15 protein-coding genes are annotated in these 17,522 nt (G+C 44.0%); 6 read left to right on the top strand and 9 right to left on the bottom strand.

Features of this window, described 5'->3' with window-relative positions:
• Nucleotides 1-174 precede the first annotated feature (174 nt).
• Nucleotides 175-1,641 carry an IMP dehydrogenase gene (gene guaB, locus ACFQU8_RS04665; protein ID WP_382358031.1) on the bottom strand — a complete coding sequence of 489 codons (1,467 nt, stop codon included), beginning with the start codon at nucleotides 1,639-1,641 and terminating at the stop codon, nucleotides 175-177.
• Nucleotides 1,642-1,843: 202 nt separating this feature from the next.
• Between guaB and ACFQU8_RS04660 the strand changes: the two genes are divergently transcribed.
• Entirely contained in the window at nucleotides 1,844-2,806 is a 963-nt protein-coding gene (locus ACFQU8_RS04660; protein WP_382358030.1) for a YaaC family protein, read from the top strand.
• A 6-nt stretch (nucleotides 2,807-2,812) separates the two neighbouring features.
• On the opposite strand, the gene ACFQU8_RS04655 is transcribed toward ACFQU8_RS04660, so the two are convergent.
• The 8 genes from ACFQU8_RS04655 to dnaA form a co-directional block, all read right to left on the bottom strand.
• A complete protein-coding gene (locus ACFQU8_RS04655; RefSeq protein WP_382358029.1) occupies nucleotides 2,813-3,898 on the bottom strand; it encodes an HD-GYP domain-containing protein in 1,086 nt (361 codons plus the stop codon).
• A 96-nt stretch (nucleotides 3,899-3,994) separates the two neighbouring features.
• Nucleotides 3,995-6,505 (bottom strand): DNA gyrase subunit A, encoded by a 2,511-nt coding sequence (gene gyrA, locus ACFQU8_RS04650; protein ID WP_382358028.1) that lies wholly within the window; start codon nucleotides 6,503-6,505, stop codon nucleotides 3,995-3,997.
• Nucleotides 6,506-6,573: 68 nt separating this feature from the next.
• Entirely contained in the window at nucleotides 6,574-8,499 is a 1,926-nt protein-coding gene (gene gyrB, locus ACFQU8_RS04645; protein ID WP_382358027.1) for a DNA topoisomerase (ATP-hydrolyzing) subunit B, read from the bottom strand.
• A 113-nt stretch (nucleotides 8,500-8,612) separates the two neighbouring features.
• On the bottom strand, nucleotides 8,613-8,891 hold the full coding sequence (gene remB, locus ACFQU8_RS04640) for an extracellular matrix regulator RemB (RefSeq protein WP_382358026.1): 279 nt from the start codon (nucleotides 8,889-8,891) through the stop codon (nucleotides 8,613-8,615).
• A 15-nt stretch (nucleotides 8,892-8,906) separates the two neighbouring features.
• Complete coding sequence (gene recF, locus ACFQU8_RS04635) at nucleotides 8,907-10,019, bottom strand: DNA replication/repair protein RecF (protein ID WP_382358025.1); 1,113 nt, start codon at nucleotides 10,017-10,019, stop codon at nucleotides 8,907-8,909.
• 12 nt (nucleotides 10,020-10,031) lie between these two features.
• Nucleotides 10,032-10,265, bottom strand: coding sequence for an RNA-binding S4 domain-containing protein (locus ACFQU8_RS04630; RefSeq protein WP_382358024.1), 234 nt, complete (start codon nucleotides 10,263-10,265; stop codon nucleotides 10,032-10,034).
• A 205-nt stretch (nucleotides 10,266-10,470) separates the two neighbouring features.
• Complete coding sequence (gene dnaN / locus ACFQU8_RS04625) at nucleotides 10,471-11,607, bottom strand: DNA polymerase III subunit beta (protein ID WP_382358022.1); 1,137 nt, start codon at nucleotides 11,605-11,607, stop codon at nucleotides 10,471-10,473.
• Nucleotides 11,608-11,789: 182 nt separating this feature from the next.
• Entirely contained in the window at nucleotides 11,790-13,136 is a 1,347-nt protein-coding gene (dnaA, locus tag ACFQU8_RS04620) for a chromosomal replication initiator protein DnaA (RefSeq protein ID WP_382358021.1), read from the bottom strand.
• Nucleotides 13,137-13,692: 556 nt separating this feature from the next.
• On the opposite strand from dnaA, the gene rpmH reads away from it, so the two are divergent.
• The 5 genes from rpmH (at nucleotide 13,693) to mnmE (ending at nucleotide 17,475) form a co-directional block, all read left to right on the top strand.
• On the top strand, nucleotides 13,693-13,827 hold the full coding sequence (gene rpmH / locus ACFQU8_RS04615; RefSeq protein ID WP_382358020.1) for a 50S ribosomal protein L34: 135 nt from the start codon (nucleotides 13,693-13,695) through the stop codon (nucleotides 13,825-13,827).
• Between the two features lie 65 nt (nucleotides 13,828-13,892).
• Nucleotides 13,893-14,237, top strand: coding sequence for a ribonuclease P protein component (gene rnpA / locus ACFQU8_RS04610; RefSeq protein ID WP_382358019.1), 345 nt, complete (start codon nucleotides 13,893-13,895; stop codon nucleotides 14,235-14,237).
• A 180-nt stretch (nucleotides 14,238-14,417) separates the two neighbouring features.
• Complete coding sequence (spoIIIJ, locus tag ACFQU8_RS04605) at nucleotides 14,418-15,191, top strand: YidC family membrane integrase SpoIIIJ (protein WP_382358018.1); 774 nt, start codon at nucleotides 14,418-14,420, stop codon at nucleotides 15,189-15,191.
• The gene (gene jag / locus ACFQU8_RS04600; protein WP_382358017.1) at nucleotides 15,188-15,805 is read left to right on the top strand and encodes an RNA-binding cell elongation regulator Jag/EloR; all 618 of its coding nucleotides are present in this window, start codon (nucleotides 15,188-15,190) and stop codon (nucleotides 15,803-15,805) included. The genes spoIIIJ and jag overlap by 4 nt, the downstream gene beginning before the upstream one ends.
• Before the next feature lie 293 nt (nucleotides 15,806-16,098).
• Nucleotides 16,099-17,475 carry a tRNA uridine-5-carboxymethylaminomethyl(34) synthesis GTPase MnmE gene (mnmE, locus tag ACFQU8_RS04595; protein ID WP_382358016.1) on the top strand — a complete coding sequence of 459 codons (1,377 nt, stop codon included), beginning with the start codon at nucleotides 16,099-16,101 and terminating at the stop codon, nucleotides 17,473-17,475.
• Nucleotides 17,476-17,522: the final 47 nt, after the last annotated feature.

The following is a 17,522-nucleotide window of genomic DNA, read 5'->3' as shown; positions in this document are numbered from 1 at the left end:
GCTTAAAGTCAATTATTATGATACTTCTGATAGTTTATCATAAAAACACGGGAAAAAATAGACAGGGAAAAAGCCCTATCTATTCATCCCATCAGGCGTCATAGAGCCCTTTTATCGGGACTATTCATTCACCTGATTTTTTGTTGTACGACAGACGTTTTTAGTATCTCAGCCTCATGAATAATTTGGTGATTCCTTTGTGATTTGCACATCGTGTGGATGACTTTCCCGCAGGCCAGCGTTGGAAATCCGGATAAACTGGGAGTCATCTCTTAAAGCGTCAATTGTGGCTGTTCCGCAATAACCCATGCCTGCGCGCAATCCGCCAATCAGCTGATGGATCGTATCAGCGAGTGGTCCTTTATAGGCCGTTCTGCCTTCAATGCCTTCAGGTACAAGTTTTTTAGCATCTTCTGCGTCCTGGAAATAGCGGTCTTTAGAGCCTGATTGCATAGCACTGACGGACCCCATGCCGCGATAAACTTTATACGATCTGCCTTGAAAAATCTCCATCTCGCCAGGGCTTTCCGTAACCCCCGCAAACATACTGCCCAGCATCACAGCATGCGCACCTGCTGCAAGGGCCTTGACAATCTCACCTGAGTATTTAATGCCGCCATCAGCAATGACCGGGACATTATACCGCGAGGCTGCAACTGCACAATCATAAACAGCTGTTATTTGCGGGACACCGATGCCTGCAACAACTCTGGTTGTACAGATTGAACCAGGACCGATTCCCACTTTAACAACCGTTGCACCAGCCTTAATCAATTCTTCCGTAGCCTCAGCTGTTGCCACATTTCCGGCGATAATCGCCAAGTCCGGGTACGCTGCACGTACTGTGCGGATTTTTTCAAGCACACTTGCTGAATGACCATGGGCTGTATCAATAACAATGGTATCAACACCCGCTTCAACAAGTTTTTCAATCCGCGTCATAGCATCTCCCGTAACGCCAACAGCAGCTCCTGCGAGCAGACGCCCCTGATCATCTTTTGCAGCACTCGGGAACTCAATCGCTTTTTCAATATCCTTGACCGTAATTAATCCTTCAAGCTTGCCCTGATCGTCAACCAGCGGCAGCTTCTCGATCCGGTGTTTCTGCAGCAAGTGTTCAGCTTCTTTTAAGGTTGTCCCAACAGGAGCGGTTATCAGATTGTCGTGCGTCATGACATCCTGAATACGCATGGCATAATCCAGAATAAAACGCAGATCGCGGTTCGTTAAAATACCAGTTAATTGCTGATCTTCATGATTATTGACAATCGGAACACCAGAAATGCGAAATTTCCCCATAAGGTGTTCGGCATCATAAACCTGGTGCTCGGGTGTCAGAAAAAATGGATTAGTAATGACGCCGCTTTCGGACCGTTTTACTTGGTCAACCTGCTCTGCCTGATCCTCAATCGACATGTTTTTATGAATGATGCCCAGACCGCCTTGCCGGGCCATTTCAATAGCCATGTCAGCCTCAGTAACTGTGTCCATTCCGGCACTGATGAGAGGCGTGTTCAGCTTGATCCTGTCTGAAAGATATAGGCTGGTATTCGCTTCATTCGGCAGGACATTCGACTCGGCCGGCATCAAAAGCACATCATCAAATGTTAATCCTTCTTTGGCAAACTTGTCATCACGCATGTTTAATCCTCCTTCTATCCATAGGCCCTATGGCATGATTATGATTGGTGATTCTGGTGAAACTAGGCAAATAGGTGGTACATACCCTCGATTCTATTTGTATATACAATACGCCAACTCTTCGGCTTTTTCAATATGCTTGAATGATTGTAATAAAAGAAATTTAATTTAAAAAAATCAGATTACTAAAGGAGGAAAGACGATGGACACACAGCACGTAAAGGACTTTTATACGTATCTCCAGTCACAGCAGACCTCCCAGTCCTTTTTATATAGGTGTTATCAGCAGCTGGAAGGTGTTAATGCTGAGGTCAAAAGTTTTGAAAACACTCACGCCTTTATCAATTATCTCGATCACGGACTGCGTTTTTACGAAACCGGAAAACAGCTGGAAACACTGCTGCAGCCGCTGTTGTTATTCTATGGCATGAGTCATCTGCTGAAGGCTGCTTTGTTGACGGTAAGGCCAGACTACCCTGAATCCACAGCAATACTCGCCCACGGTGTATCGGCACGTAAACGGAAAAAGCGAGATTATACATTTATGGCGGATGAAGTCAAGCTTCAGAATAATGGATTGTATCCTTATGCAGCAAAATATTTATTTGCTGTAAACGAGCCACCTTTTACTAAAGTGACTATGGCTCAGCTATTAAGTCTGATCCCGGAAATGGATTCTTTATGGACATTTCAAAGGAAACAGAAACTCGCAGCTGTCGGTGATGCAGGAGGCGGGCAGCTGCAGTTTCCTGCATCCCTGCTGGACAGCTATCACATAACGGCCAATGCCCTGATTAAACGGATTAAACCCTTTGTGCCGGCCATCGAACGGCAGGAGACAAACCGCACCAGTATTGCCGTCACGTTAGACCAGCCTTTTCAGCCTGCAGCAAACAGCCCCTTTTTCACAGACAGTAAATGCCAAAAGCTTTATTTTCCGTACCACCGTGAAAACTTTTTAGCCATACCAGAAGTTCTGCTGCACTATTTGCTGCTCTATAACCTGAGCATGCTCTGTCGTTATGAACCGGAATGGTGGGGTGACCTGCTGACGGACCGGCCCGATCAGGATTATTCTTTTGTTAAGGCATTTTTAAATATAACGTCAGAAAAAGTACCGCTTATGCTCGGCCGGATTCTGCTGCAAAAGCATGACAGCCTTTAAATCAGGCTAGTCCCACATCGCTGTAATGCTGAGGTCCGGGTAATCTGTCAGGGGCAGAATACTGCCTGTATCGTTAACTCTTACGAGCGGACGCGCCGGCTGTTGAGCATCCGTATAAACAACCTCGCCAACCTGACCCGTTGAAAGCCGGACAGTGGCACCGGCTGAGCTATTGACAAAATTATCCATAAACGACTTAACAATGTGGTGGTCGAGTTTCGTATATTGATCATGCCGCAATTGCTCAATCGCGGCGAACGGGGACTGCCTCTCCCGATAACTGCGTTCACATGTCATGGCATGATACAAATCGCATACAGCAATTATACGGGCATAATCATGAATGGTCTGATCTTTCAGTCCCAGTGGATACCCGGAACCATCCAGTCGTTCATGGTGCTGGAGCACAGCCACTTTCACATCTTGTGTGAGTGCAGGAAGTTTTTCCACCATGCGATAGCCATAGACCGGGTGCTGTTTAAGATCCTTCAGCTCGCGGTTAAGCAATGCCCTGTCCTCTTGCAGCAATGCATCATTCACTCGGGCCATACCACAATCACATAACGCACCTGCCAAACCAATCTGCAGCCATCTCCCCTTATCATAGCCCATTTTTTTAGCCAAATACGCAGAAAGAATGCCAACAGATACACTATGATGATAAATATAGTCTTCTTGTAAGGCATGTTGATGCAATGTAAAAACAGCCCGCCCAGGGTGGTCAATTGATTCAAATAAAGGAATGAGCACCTGCCGCACATCTGTAATATCGATAGGATTATGATTCTGCCAGCCTTTAAATAGCTGTTTAAAGTCCGAAACGGCTGTTTTGTACTTGTCAGCAAAGGTGTCTTCAGCTGGCTGAGCACTTAGGGACTGCTGCGCGGCATCATCGGCTGTCCCAGGTTCAAATGGCTCGCCACTGGCCAATGTTTTTGAGATATCAACCGTTTCAACTAAAAATTTTTGTAATACTGTGATATGACTGTCTGTTAAAGTCACGTTTTTAGGAATGATTGGTTTAGCTGTTTTCCCCATCACGTCTTGCAACAGTATACATCCAGACACTAACTGCGATGGCTTAACACGCATGGCCAGGCCTCCTTAAAAGAAAAGGTGGCCCAGCGCGAACACAAACGTATTAGTGTGTTGGCCGGGACACCTGTCAGCTTAGGTTTTATCAGTCACTTAGGACTCCTGATCATTATCCTGCTCGTCTGTTGTTTCCGTTTCTTCAGCATCTTTCTCATCGCCGGCAGCACTTGCATTATCCTCTCGTTCGACATTGGCAACCGTTGCGACTTCTTCATTTTCCTGAAGACGAATCAGACGCACTCCCTGGGCACTGCGGCCAGTCTGGGAGATATCAGCGACGGGGATGCGAATCAGCACACCTGCAACGGTGATCATCATGATGTCTTCTTCACCCGAAACGGCTTTAACAGCGACGACTTCACTGTCTTCAGCCAATTTGCACGTAAAAATACCTTTTCCGCCGCGATTGGTGATACGATACTGTTCTTCCGGCGTCCGTTTACCTATGCCTTTATTAGTCACATGCAGTACATCATAACCGTCATCAAGGATTTCCATGGAGATGACTTCATCATCTTCCCGCAGAGAGATGCCGCGTACGCCGGCTGCATTTCGTCCCATCGAACGTACCTGAATTTCCGGGAAGCGGATCAAATGGCCCATTCGGGTACCCATCATAATATCCTTTGTTCCATCTGTTAACCGGACCGAAATCAGTTCATCATCATCACGCAGACCCAAAGCAATCAGACCGCCTTTGCGTATATTCGCAAACTGTGACAGTTTTGTGCGTTTTGATAAACCATATCGCGTCGTAAAGAATAAATAGTAGTCATCACTGTAGGCCGATACAGAAATGGCAGCATTGATCCATTCATCCTTTTCAATCTGGAGCAGATTAATAATTGGGATGCCCTTAGCCGTACGGCTGAACTCAGGAACTTCATAGCCTTTCGCGCGATACACTTTTCCTTTGTTGGTAAAGAAAAGAATCGTATCATGTGTCGACGTGGAGACTAAGTGTTCCACAAAATCATTTTCATTTGTCCCCATGCCCTGAATGCCGCGTCCGCCGCGCTGCTGTGTCCGGTACGTGGATGCAGGGAGGCGTTTAACGTAACCCTGATGGGTGAGCGTTATAACAACATTTTCTTCAGGAATCAAATCTTCATTTTCTATAAAGTCCGCTCCGCCAGCAATGATTTCCGTCCGGCGTTGATCATTATAGGTCTCTTTGATCTCCGATAATTCGTCCCGGATAATCTCAAGCACTTTCTCCTCATCAGCTAAAATAGCTTTCAGCTCAGCAATTTGCTGGAGAAGCTCATCATATTCGTTGGTAATCTTTTCGCGTTCAAGGCCTGTGAGACGCTGCAGGCGCATATCCAGAATGGCCTGTGCCTGTTTTTCACTCAGGCTGTAATTCGTCATCAGTTCCTCACGTGCGATATCTGTCGTATTCGAATTGCGGATCAGTGAAATAACCTCATCCAGGTGATCAAGTGCGACACGCAAACCTTCCAGAATATGAGCACGTGCCTCGGCCTTTCGCAATTCAAAAGCCGTACGCCGTTTAATAACATCCTTCTGATGATCAAGGTAGTGTTCAATGCATTGCTTAATGGTTAATACTTCTGGACGCCCGTTAACCAAAGCGAGCATATTAATGCCAAAGGTCGTTTGCAGAGCTGTATATTTATAAAGATTATTAAGCACTATATTTGGATTTACATCACGGCGTAATTCAATAACCACACGCATACCATCACGGTCTGATTCATCCCGGAGATCAGTGATGCCCTCAATCCGTTTTTCACGGACGAGCTCAGCAATTTTTTCGATTAATTTCGCCTTATTAACCTGGTATGGCAATTCCGTTGCAATCAGCGATGACTTACCATTTGCGTGCTCATCAATATGTACCTTTGCCCGGATTGCGACTGACCCTTTTCCAGTTTCATAGGCTTTGCGTATACCACTTTTGCCAAGAATTTCACCGGCTGTTGGAAAATCAGGACCAGGAAGATAATACGCCATTAATTCCTGAATCGTAATCTCAGGATCCTTGCTGACAGCCAGTACGGCATCAATTGTCTCACCCAGATTATGGGGTGGAATATTCGTTGCCATCCCCACGGCAATACCAGCTCCGCCATTAATAAGCAGGTTCGGGAACCGCGCCGGAAAGACAGCCGGCTCCCGCTCGGTTCCGTCATAGTTATCGGCATAATCTACGGTATCTTTGTTAATATCACGCAGTAATTCCATCGAAATTTTAGACATGCGGGCCTCTGTATAACGCATGGCCGCCGCCGAATCGCCGTCGACGGACCCAAAATTTCCGTGACCGTCCACCAGCATGTAACGATAACTAAAATCCTGTGCCATACGAACCATCGATTCATAAACCGCTGAATCCCCATGCGGGTGATACTTACCAATCACTTCGCCGACGATACGGGCAGATTTTTTGTGCGGCTTATCTGAATACATACCAAGATCGTTCATAGCATAAAGTATTCGGCGATGGACAGGTTTCATGCCATCACGAACATCAGGCAAAGCCCGCGATACGATGACACTCATGGCATAGTCGAGAAAGGATGTGCGCATCTCCTGGCTGAGATTAATTTCCTGAACGTTTGGACGTTGTTCATCTGCCATTCCATTACCTCCAAATTCTAAATCAAAGTGCCGGCATCAGTTTAATCCGGCATACTTAAAAGGGCCGGTTAGATATCCAAATTCTGAACATACTGGGCGTTTTCTTCAATAAAGTTACGGCGTGGTTCCACTTTATCGCCCATTAGCATGTCAAAAATATGATCGGCCTCCATCGCATCAGTCAATTCAACCTGGAGCAATGTCCGGCTTTCCGGATTCATGGTTGTTTCCCAAAGCTGGGTAGCATTCATTTCACCAAGCCCCTTGTAACGCTGCAGACCTGGTTTTGGTGATTTCGGCAATTCATCAAGAATGCGCTGCATCTCATCATCATCGAAAGCATAACGGGCCGTCTTGCCCTGCTGGACTTTATATAAAGGCGGCTGGGCAATATAAACGTAGCCATGTTCAATCAGCGGCCGCATATAGCGATAGAAGAAGGTTAACAGCAATGTACGGATATGCGCACCATCCACATCAGCATCAGTCATAATAACGATCTTATTATACCGGGCTTTCGTGATGTCAAATTCATCACTGATGCCGGTTCCCATTGCTGTAATCATGGCACGAACTTCATTGTTTGAGAGAATTCTATCAAGCCGTGCCTTTTCGACATTCAGAATCTTGCCGCGCAAAGGCAAAATAGCCTGGAAGTGTCTGTCACGACCCTGTTTAGCAGAACCGCCTGCTGAGTCACCTTCCACGATATACAATTCGCTGATCGCTGCATCCTGTGATGAGCAGTCTGCCAGCTTACCAGGCAGATTACTTACTTCAAGTGCGCTTTTACGGCGGGTTAATTCACGTGCCCTTTTGGCTGCAGTTCGGGCCCGCGAAGCCATTAAGCCTTTTCCAACGACAAGTTTAGCAATGTCCGGATTTTCAAATAAGTACTTGGAAAATGCCTCACTTAATGTGGTGTCTGTCACACGTTTCACTTCGCTGTTCCCGAGTTTTGTCTTCGTCTGCCCTTCAAATTGCGGGTCCGGGTGCTTAATGGAAATGATGGCTGTCATACCTTCACGGACATCATCACCACTTAAGTTCGGATCATTCTCATTAAACATATTATTCTTTCGCGCATAATCATTAATGACACGCGTCAGCCCGGATTTAAACCCGGATTCATGCGCACCGCCTTCATACGTATGAATGTTATTAGCAAAGGAGTAAATATTACTGCTGAAGCCGTCATTATACTGAATAGCAACTTCTACCATGATTTCCGAGTCTTCACGCTCAGCGTAAAACGGTTCATGCAGCACTTCCCGGTCACGATTAATATACTCAACATAGGAGCTGATGCCCCCCTCATAGTGATACTCAACCGGGTCCTCATCCGTCCGTTTGTCTTCGAGTGATATCGTGACACCTTTGTTTAAGAAGGCCAATTCGCGCACACGCTGATCAAGTGTGTCAAAATTGAATTCTGTCGTTTCCGTGAAAATCTCAGAATCGGGTTTAAAATGTGTTGTCGTGCCGGTCACGTCTGAGTCACCAACTACTTCGATATCTCCCTGTGGTGCACCTTTTTCAAAGCCAAGATAATAGACTTTGCCGTCTCTGTGAACATAGACTTCCAAATAACTGGATAATGCATTAACAACAGCAGCACCGACGCCGTGCAAGCCGCCGGAAACTTTGTAACTGCTATGGTTAAATTTACCACCAGCATGGAGTACTGTCATAATGACCTCAAGCGCCGGTTTGCCAGTCTTTTTCTGAATATCAACCGGGATTCCACGCCCATCGTCAGTCACCGTTATACTATTATCCTTTTCGATTATGACCTGGACTTTATCACAAAAACCCGCCAGCGCCTCATCGATACTGTTATCAACGACTTCCCATACCAGATGGTGCAATCCTCTCTCACTTGTCGTACCAATATACATGCCGGGACGTTTCCGTATGGCCTCAAGTCCCTCCAGCACTTGTATTTGATCGGCGCCATAATCTTGTTCATGTGAATTATTTTGATCTGCTGACATTTTTTTCACCTGCGTTTCCTGGAAAAACATAGCCTGCTTGAGAACCGGGCAAGCCATATGTTTTCACATACTTTAATAGGTTTTCCTTGCATCATGGGCTGTTAAAACAAACGTCACTCGATATCATCAGAATAGTCATCCAGTTTACTGATCATAGAACTCATACTGGAGCGTTTTTTAAGTGTGGGAACAGATAGTGAGCTGTAATAGATGGTATCACGGGTTACAACAACTGATTTAGCCTCATCAGCTGGTCCGTAAATTTGCTGCTGGTCAGCTTTTTTCTTGACCATGTCTTCCATAATGCTTGAGGATTTTACAATACTGTAATCAATAATCGAGACAACGTCTTCGGAGCGAATAACATTATCATTGCCAAGATGAATAAACATCCTATCCCCCCAGTATCATGTGTTGATCGTGCCCCCACTGACATGGAATAACTGTGCCTGTTCCAACGTCTGCTCATCGATGCCGTCAATCGTGGTTGTTGAAACAAATGTCTGGACTTTGCCGCGAATCGTATTTAATAAATGGGATTGCCGGAAGTCATCCAACTCACTTAAGACATCATCAAGAATCAGGACTGGATATTCCCCGACTTCATGGCATATCAGTTCAATTTCCGCCAGTTTGACAGAAAGGGCAGTCGTCCGCTGTTGCCCCTGCGAACCGTAAGTTTGTACATTTTTGGCATTGACATGAAAATGAACATCATCGCGATGTGGGCCAATCAATGTTGTACCACGTTCGATCTCCTTTGCCTGCAGTTCGCGGAATTTATTAGCATATATATCTGCCAGTTTTGCCTTAGTCATCCATTCTGATACGTCAACCGTTGGTGCATAACGTATCGTGAGCTGTTCGGATCCGTTGCTGATCCCCTCATGAATCGGGGCGGCCCACTGCCGCAGCAGATCCAAAAAAACAAACCGGCGTTCCACAAGTGTTGCAGCATGCTGCACGATTTGATCTGTTAAAACATGGAGCGTGGTTGTATCTTGTGTTTCGCGCCGTTGCAGCTGTTTTAGCAAATGGTTCCGCTGTCTCAGAATTTTTTGATACTGGCCAAGGTGATAAACGTAGGCCGGCTGAATCTGGCCAAGTTCCATATCGATAAAATGCCGTCTGATTTTGGGTTCACCTTTAACAAGTGATAAATGCTCAGGTGCAAACATGACGACATTTAAACCACCAATATAATCACTCAGCTTTTTCTGCTCCTGCCAGTTAAGTTTGGCTCTTTTGCCTTTTGCTGACAGTATAATCTCCAGCGGAATTGACTGTCCGCGCTTTGTCAGCCTGCCTTCTATTCGGGCATATTCCTGTTCCCAGCGGATCAATTCTTTTTCCCGCGGTGTCCGGTGGGATTTGGTAAAGGCAAGAACATAAATCGCCTCCATCAGGTTTGTTTTCCCCTGGGCATTTTCGCCGATAATGATATTGATTTTGTCATCAAAGGAGACTGACAGCTTTTCAATGTTTCGAAAGTTTTTTAATTGTAGCTGGTCAATATGCATGGCAATTCTCCGTTATTCACCTTTTGTAACGACGTAAACACCAATATCACCCATGTCAATAACATCATACGGATAAAGCTTTCGCCCTCTGCGGTGTTCCATTTCGCCGTTCACCAAAACACCTTCATCCTGCAGGAAAGTTTTTATCATGCCGCCTGAGTCAAATATATTCAGCAGTTTAATGCACTGACCGAGTGGTATATAGTCTGTTTCAATCGTTATTTTTTCAGGATTTTGCATCGTCATCACCAAATTTATCGTTATTCAACAATACGTTTAACTCCCGTCTATTTTACTAAAGTTTTCGTGTTATGGGAAGCGTTAGGTTCATGATTGTGGTTAAAAGTGGCAAAACGAGGCTGGACAAATTCGAAAGTTATCAATCCTAAAGACGAATCATAAGAGAATCTTTTATTCCAGCCTCGTGATATGTGGCTATACACAAATAAGCTCAGTAAGTTCTAACCGGTAAAATCAGCTGTAAGACGGAATTGTCATCAGCAGGCCTAAGTACGAATGGGCGCATGGCTCCGGTGAATTCAATGCGAACATCTTCATTTTCAATCACTTTCAGAGCATCCAGCATATACTTGGCACTGAAGGAAATCTTCAGATCATCCCCCTCAACAGCCTGGAGCTGCACTTCCTCTGAGGCCTGACCAACCTCCGGGGAATTACTTGTAATGTGTAAGTCCTGTTTATTTTCTGTCGTAAGACGTACAACATTATTGCGTTCTTCTCTGGCCAGAAGGGAAGCTCGGTCAATTGTATTAATTAAATCTTTTGTTTTTACATGAATAACTGTTTGGCTCTGTTCAGGAATAAGTCTGGCTGTCTCTGGAAAATTCCCATCCAGAAGCCTGGATAGAAAGTGCAGATGACTTGTCTGGAATAGAATCTGGTTATTCGTAATACTGATTTGGACGTTGTCATCATCGTCATCAAGCACCTTTGCCAATTCATTAAGGCTTTTTCCCGGTACAACAACATTGGAAATGCTGAATTGGGCATTCTCCATGGGAACGCTCCGTGCAGCAAGCCGGTGACTGTCAGTTGCTGTAAAGCTTAGTGTACCATCAGCAAGTTCAATATTGACGCCGGTTAATATGGGCCTTGTTTCCATTGTTGAAACAGCAAAACCTGTTTGCCTGATCAGATTCTTCAATAAGTCAGATGGAATGTCAAAGCTATTGCTGCTGGCTACTTCAGGCAATTGCGGGTACTCACCGGCATCCTGGCCATTAAGCTTAAACAGCGCTTTTCCGGACTTAATGGTTACATTAAATTTGTTATCTGTTTCAATATCAACTGTTTTTTCCGGCAGTTTCCGGACAATATCAGAAAAATAACGTGCCTGCAGCACAATACTTCCAGCCTCAATCTGTTCGACATAAACCATGCCATCGGTCTCAGCAGGTATAAATGATTCAATTGATATGTCTGAGTCACTTCCAGTCAGTGTAATCCCATTAGGACCAGCCTCAAGCTTAATGCCGCTCAAGATAGGAATAGCTGTTCTTGGTGAGATGGCTTTCATTACATCCTGCACACTAGCGATTAATTGCTGACGCTGGACGGTAAATTTCATGAGGTGAATTCTCCTTTTTAAGCATATATTAATTATTTAGTTATAAAAATACAGTCGTAGTAACAGTAGGCTTTGTGATTATGTGGATATCTCATTGCTGCGTAATGAAATCAAGGTTATACACATGTGGATAAAATGTTCACAAGTTTGCATTTTCATTCACAATATCCCCAAGTATTTAACTAAAATGATTTTAAGCCTTCTTTTAATTCCTCGATGTCTTTGTGCAGAAGGGTGTCATTTTCCATCATTTTGACAACTTTTTCGTGTGCATGAATAACGGTTGTATGATCTCTTCCGCCGAATTCCTCACCTATTTTTGGTAAAGATAAGTCGGTTAATTCACGTGCGAGGTACATTGCAATCTGCCGTGGAAAGGCAACTGATTTTGTTCGTTTTTTAGCTGCAAAATCATCTAATTTCACATCGTATTTTTCCCCGACAGCTTCCTGGATGCCATGAACCGTAATTGTCTGTGGTTTGCTGCTTGGGATAATATCCTTCAGAGCATCCGCTGCAAGCGATGCATCAATATCCTCGTTAATGAGCGAAGAATAGGCAACAACTCTGATTAAGGCGCCTTCAAGCTCCCGGATATTGGTATCGATTTGATTAGCAATATAGAGCATAACTTCATTTGGAATGTCCAGTCCGTCAGCTTTTGCTTTTTTTGTCAGAATGGCTATGCGTGTTTCCAGATCCGGCGGTGTAATATCTGTAATCAGTCCCCATTCAAAACGGGAACGAAGGCGGTCCTCAAGTGTTGGGATCTCTTTAGGCGGCCGGTCACTGGAGATAACAATTTGTTTATTATCCTCATGAAGGGCATTAAACGTATGAAAAAATTCTTCCTGTGTTGATTCTTTTCCGGCGATAAATTGAATATCATCTATTAATAGAATATCTACATTACGATATTTGTTCCGGAATTGGGTTGCTTTATTTTCCATAATGGCGTTGATAAATTCATTGGTAAATTTTTCGGATGATATATAAACAACATTGGCTTCCGGATTGTGGTCCCTTACATAGTGACCGATGGCATGCATTAAGTGCGTTTTGCCCAGACCAACACCCCCATAGACAAACAAGGGATTATAAGCTTTAGCTGGTGCTTCAGCAACAGCTAGTGATGCCGCATGAGCAAAGCGGTTTCCTGAGCCGATGACAAACGTATCAAAGGTATATTTGGAATTCAGTATTGTTTTATGAGAGTCCATCTTTTTATTTGTATCTGTTGGCACTTTCTTTTGTTGTTCATCGTCATCGGCTGGCTCCTGGCTGTCCGGGATAATAAATTGCGCTGACAGTCTGGCACCGGTTATTTCGAGTAATATGTCATTAATTAATGTTGTATAACGGCCTTCGAGCCAGTCACGTGCGAATTCATTTGGTGCCATAATGGTAAGCGTATCATTTTCCAGAGCTTTGGGTTCTGTATTTTTCAGCCAGGTTTCAAAGCTGGGTTTACTTATTTTTTCAGCAATTTTTTTTAATGCGGCATCCCAGAGTTCTTCGATGTTTTCCACTGCATGTCACCCCTTTCAATTTTAATAAATTAGATGGCTACGATAGAAAAACCCTTTCGCAAAACAGAAAGGCAATAAAAAATATAAAATTTATCTGTGCATAACTGAATGAGGACACCAATCGTTTTGTCTTCATTTATAAACGAAGTCCACAGGATTGTTGATAAATACATGAACAGGGGTGTTAATAGATATCCACAAGTTATTAACAATCTGTGGATATTGAAAGCGTCATCTAGCGTTTTACACATGTTGAAACACAAACATAATACCAGAAAAAAGTCAGCCATGCAACGGCTCTTCGACATTTGTCCACAAAGTTCAGCACTTGCGTATAAAATTTATCCACACCCTTGTATGATGTGTGTAACTTGTCGATTATTGCTGTGGATTTAGAATGAAAGGGTGACATATAAAAACAGGGCTTGTGGATGGCTTGGTAACTAATTAGAAGGCCAGTTGAAGTTGACAAGGGTCCGGTTTTATCTTTATACTATTTAAGTTACCACAAACGTGTGGTTAGAACGTTTAAATTCTTCAGGGAGGTGTATGACAAATGAAGCGACCATATCAGCCAAATAATCGCAAGCGGAAAAAAGTACATGGTTTCCGTGCACGTATGAGTACAAAAGATGGACGCCAGGTACTGAAGCGCCGTCGCCGTAAAGGTAGAAAAGTATTGTCTGCTTAGACCACTGACATTTTCAGTGGTCTTTTTTCCACTGTGACGGGGAATGCTAATAGAAGGTGATCGGATTGAAGAAAAGATACCGTGTTAAAAATAATCGAGAATTTCAATATGTGTTTAGGCAGGGCAAGTCGTTTGCTAATCGGCAGCTTGTTGTTTATTATCTGGACAAGCCTGATCAAGCGCATTTCCGCATTGGTGTATCGGTCGGTAAAAAAATCGGCAATGCCGTGACAAGAAACCAGATTAAACGTTATTTGCGGCAGGCTTTCATTGAATTGGAGGATCATGTCAAACCGTGCTATGATGTGATTATTATTGCGAGGCAGCCAACAAAGCAAATGAATTTTCATCAGGTGAAACAAAGTCTTCTTCATTTGTTGCGTAAAAAACAGCTGCTGGTGAAAAAATAGCCAAGTTTTCCGTTTTCATCTGGAATCTTGCATTTACTTAATGCTAAACTGTATAAGGATTCTTACATAGAGGTTTTATAACCGCAGCAAGCTTGAAGATGGCTGGTTTTATATGACACTGTCACTCTTCTATGCGTGCAGGCAACTCCCCGTGCTTTAAATCAGTTAGGAGGAAATAAATTGCGTAAAAAAATTTGGCTGCTCGTGGCCTTAATTGGACTGATCGCGCTTCTTTCCGGTTGTACCCAGATTAATGAGCCTATCACTTCAGAGAGTGAGGGGATCTGGAATTCATATTTTGTTTACCCTTTATCTGAAGCTATCAAATATATAGCTAACATATTTAACGAAAATTACGGGGCGGCTATTATTGTTATCACGGCCATTATCCGTCTGATCGTTTTACCGTTAAACATTAAACAATTGAAAAGCTCACAGGCGATGCAGGAGGTTCAGCCAAAGCTCCAGGAAATTCAAAAGAAATATTCTTCCAAGGACAAAAATACGCAGCAAAAATTACAGGAAGAGACAATGAAGCTATTCCAGGAGCATAATGTTAATCCGCTTGCAGGGTGTTTGCCGATTATTGTGCAAATGCCAGTATTGATTGCGCTATATCACGCAATTCGGCGTACACCTGAGATTCAGGAAGGCTCATTTCTCTGGTTTCAGCTGGGCTCACCGGATCCGCTGCATATTTTGCCATTTATAGCAGGTGCCGCCATGTTCTTGCAGCAAAGATTGATGATGAGCGGCAATCAGGGTGCTGCGCAAAACCCGCAAATGAAAGTTATGATGTACATCATGCCTATTATGATTATGGTCATTGCGTTTATCTTTCCGTCAGCACTTGCATTATACCTGGTCGTGAGTAACGTGTTCATGGTTGCTCAGACACTTTTCATTCGTAAGCCCATGATGAAAAAGCAGGAAAATGGGGGAAGTAAAAAGTGAAGGAAATAACTGCTAGTGGGCAAACGATTGCGGAGGCGGTTCAATCAGCATTAGAGCAGTTAAACACCACGCGGGACCATGTTAACATTGAGGTTATTGATGAAGGTAAAAAAGGCTGGCTGGGTGTGTTTGGCTCCAAACGGGCCGTTGTCAGAGTAACAATGGAAGAGAATCATATTAAAACGGCAGAGATTTATCTGCAGAGTATCACGGACAAGATGAATGTAGCGGTCGACGTAACCACTGCTGTATCGGGCAAGCATGTTACATTTGATTTATCCGGTGATAAAATTGCTCTGTTAATCGGCAAGCGTGGCCAGACGCTCAACGCTATTCAATATCTAGTCGACCAAGTGGTGAATAAGAATTCTGGGACATCTTACAACGTAACGGTAGATGCAGAAGGTTACCGTGGCCGCCGGCATGATGCACTTGTTGGTCTTGCTAAGAAAACGGCAGATCAAGTGAAGCGACAGCACAGTCAAGTGGCTCTTGATGCCATGCCTTCCTTTGAACGTAAAATTATCCATAATGCTTTACAGAGTGACCCGCACATTTCAACGACTTCAGATGGGGCTGAACCCTATCGATGTGTTGTGATCAACCCAGCTTAAACGAAGCTAAAGCCGAGGATGGGGTATAGGGAGACTTATCAAGCTTAGAATGAATCATGTTTGATAAAAGCCTCTTTTGTCCCGTCCTCTTTTTTGCTATTTATAAAGAGAGCATGCCCATGATTAAAGGGTGTTTATCCACATGTGGATAAACACCCTTTAATTTCAGGCCGAATTAACACTGTGGATAAGTTTATTTTTTGGCTAATATATGATATTCTATGGTATTGTCAGTGAATAAATAATGTGTTAGTTATAGATAAAATCTGACGGACAGAATGGGGGGTGAGATGATGGAAACAGACACGATAACAGCAATCTCGACACCCGTTGGCGAAGGGGCGATTTCGATTGTCCGTTTAAGCGGTGAGGAAGCCATTCCTGTGACATCCGGACTATTTCAAGGGAAAAACTTGCTTGAAGTCGCGTCACATACGATTCACCACGGTAAAATTATTGAACCAAAGACCAATGATGTGGTGGAGGAAGTCATGGTTACGGTTATGCGGGGACCTAAAACGTTTACCCGTGAAGATGTCGTGGAGATTAATTGTCACGGTGGCATGGTCGCAGTTAACCGTGTGCTGGAAATTGTGCTTGAGCAAGATGTGCGGATTGCGGAGCCAGGTGAGTTTACTAAACGGGCTTTTTTGAATGGCCGGATTGATCTGTCTCAGGCAGAGGCTGTTATGGACTTAATCCGTTCTAAGACGGATAAAGCAATGGATGTCGCTATGAAACAGATGGATGGTCATCTGTCTGAATTAATCAGGCGTCTCAGGCAGGATCTTTTGGAGACTGTTGCTCAAGTGGAAGTGACAATTGATTATCCCGAATATGACGATGTCGAAGAATTGTCTCATAATATGATGCAGACGAAGACGCAAGAAGTCTATAAAGAGATTGACCACTTGCTGGAGGTCTCCAGGCAGGGAAAAATTTTACGAGAGGGGCTGTCAACAGCGATTATTGGCCGCCCGAATGTTGGTAAATCATTATTAATGAATACGCTCGTGCAGGAAAACAAGGCGATTGTTACAGAGGTGCCTGGTACGACTCGCGACATGATCGAGGAATATGTCAATGTACGCGGTGTACCGCTTAGACTGGTTGATACAGCAGGCATTCGCGAAACTGAGGACATTGTGGAAAAAATCGGTGTTGACCGCTCACGCCAAGTGCTTAGTGAGTCAGATCTGACCTTGTTTGTGCTTAATTATAATGAGGAACTGACTGATGAAGATCGTCAATTGTTTGAAGCTGTCCAAGGAATGGACTATATTGTTATTATTAACAAAACTGATTTGGAGCAAAAGCTTGATATGGATGAGGTTAACCAGCTGGCAGAGGATAAACCAGTCATCACGGCTTCGTTGATTCAAGAGAAAGGTATCGATGAACTGGTTTCAGCTATTGCTTCGATATTTTTCGCCGGTGACATTGAGACAGGTGATATGACCTATGTCTCGAATGCTCGTCATATTCAATTGCTGAAACAATCGAAGCAAGCACTGGAAGACGCTATGGAAAGCCTTGAGCTGGCGATGCCTCTTGATATTGCACAAATTGACGTAAGACGTACGTGGGAACTTCTCGGCGAAATTATTGGTGATACAGCCAGTGACAGTCTGATTGATCAGCTGTTTTCGCAGTTCTGCCTGGGTAAATAAAGGCCTGGCAGCATATAAGAATCAGTACAACAAACAGAAAGGGTGAA

The sequence above is a fragment of the Lentibacillus kimchii genome (assembly GCF_042666895.1).
Taxonomy (GTDB): domain Bacteria; phylum Bacillota; class Bacilli; order Bacillales; family Amphibacillaceae; genus Lentibacillus; species Lentibacillus kimchii.
Note: the sequence above shows the minus strand (reverse complement) of the source record. Positions and strands in the feature narration are given on the sequence as shown.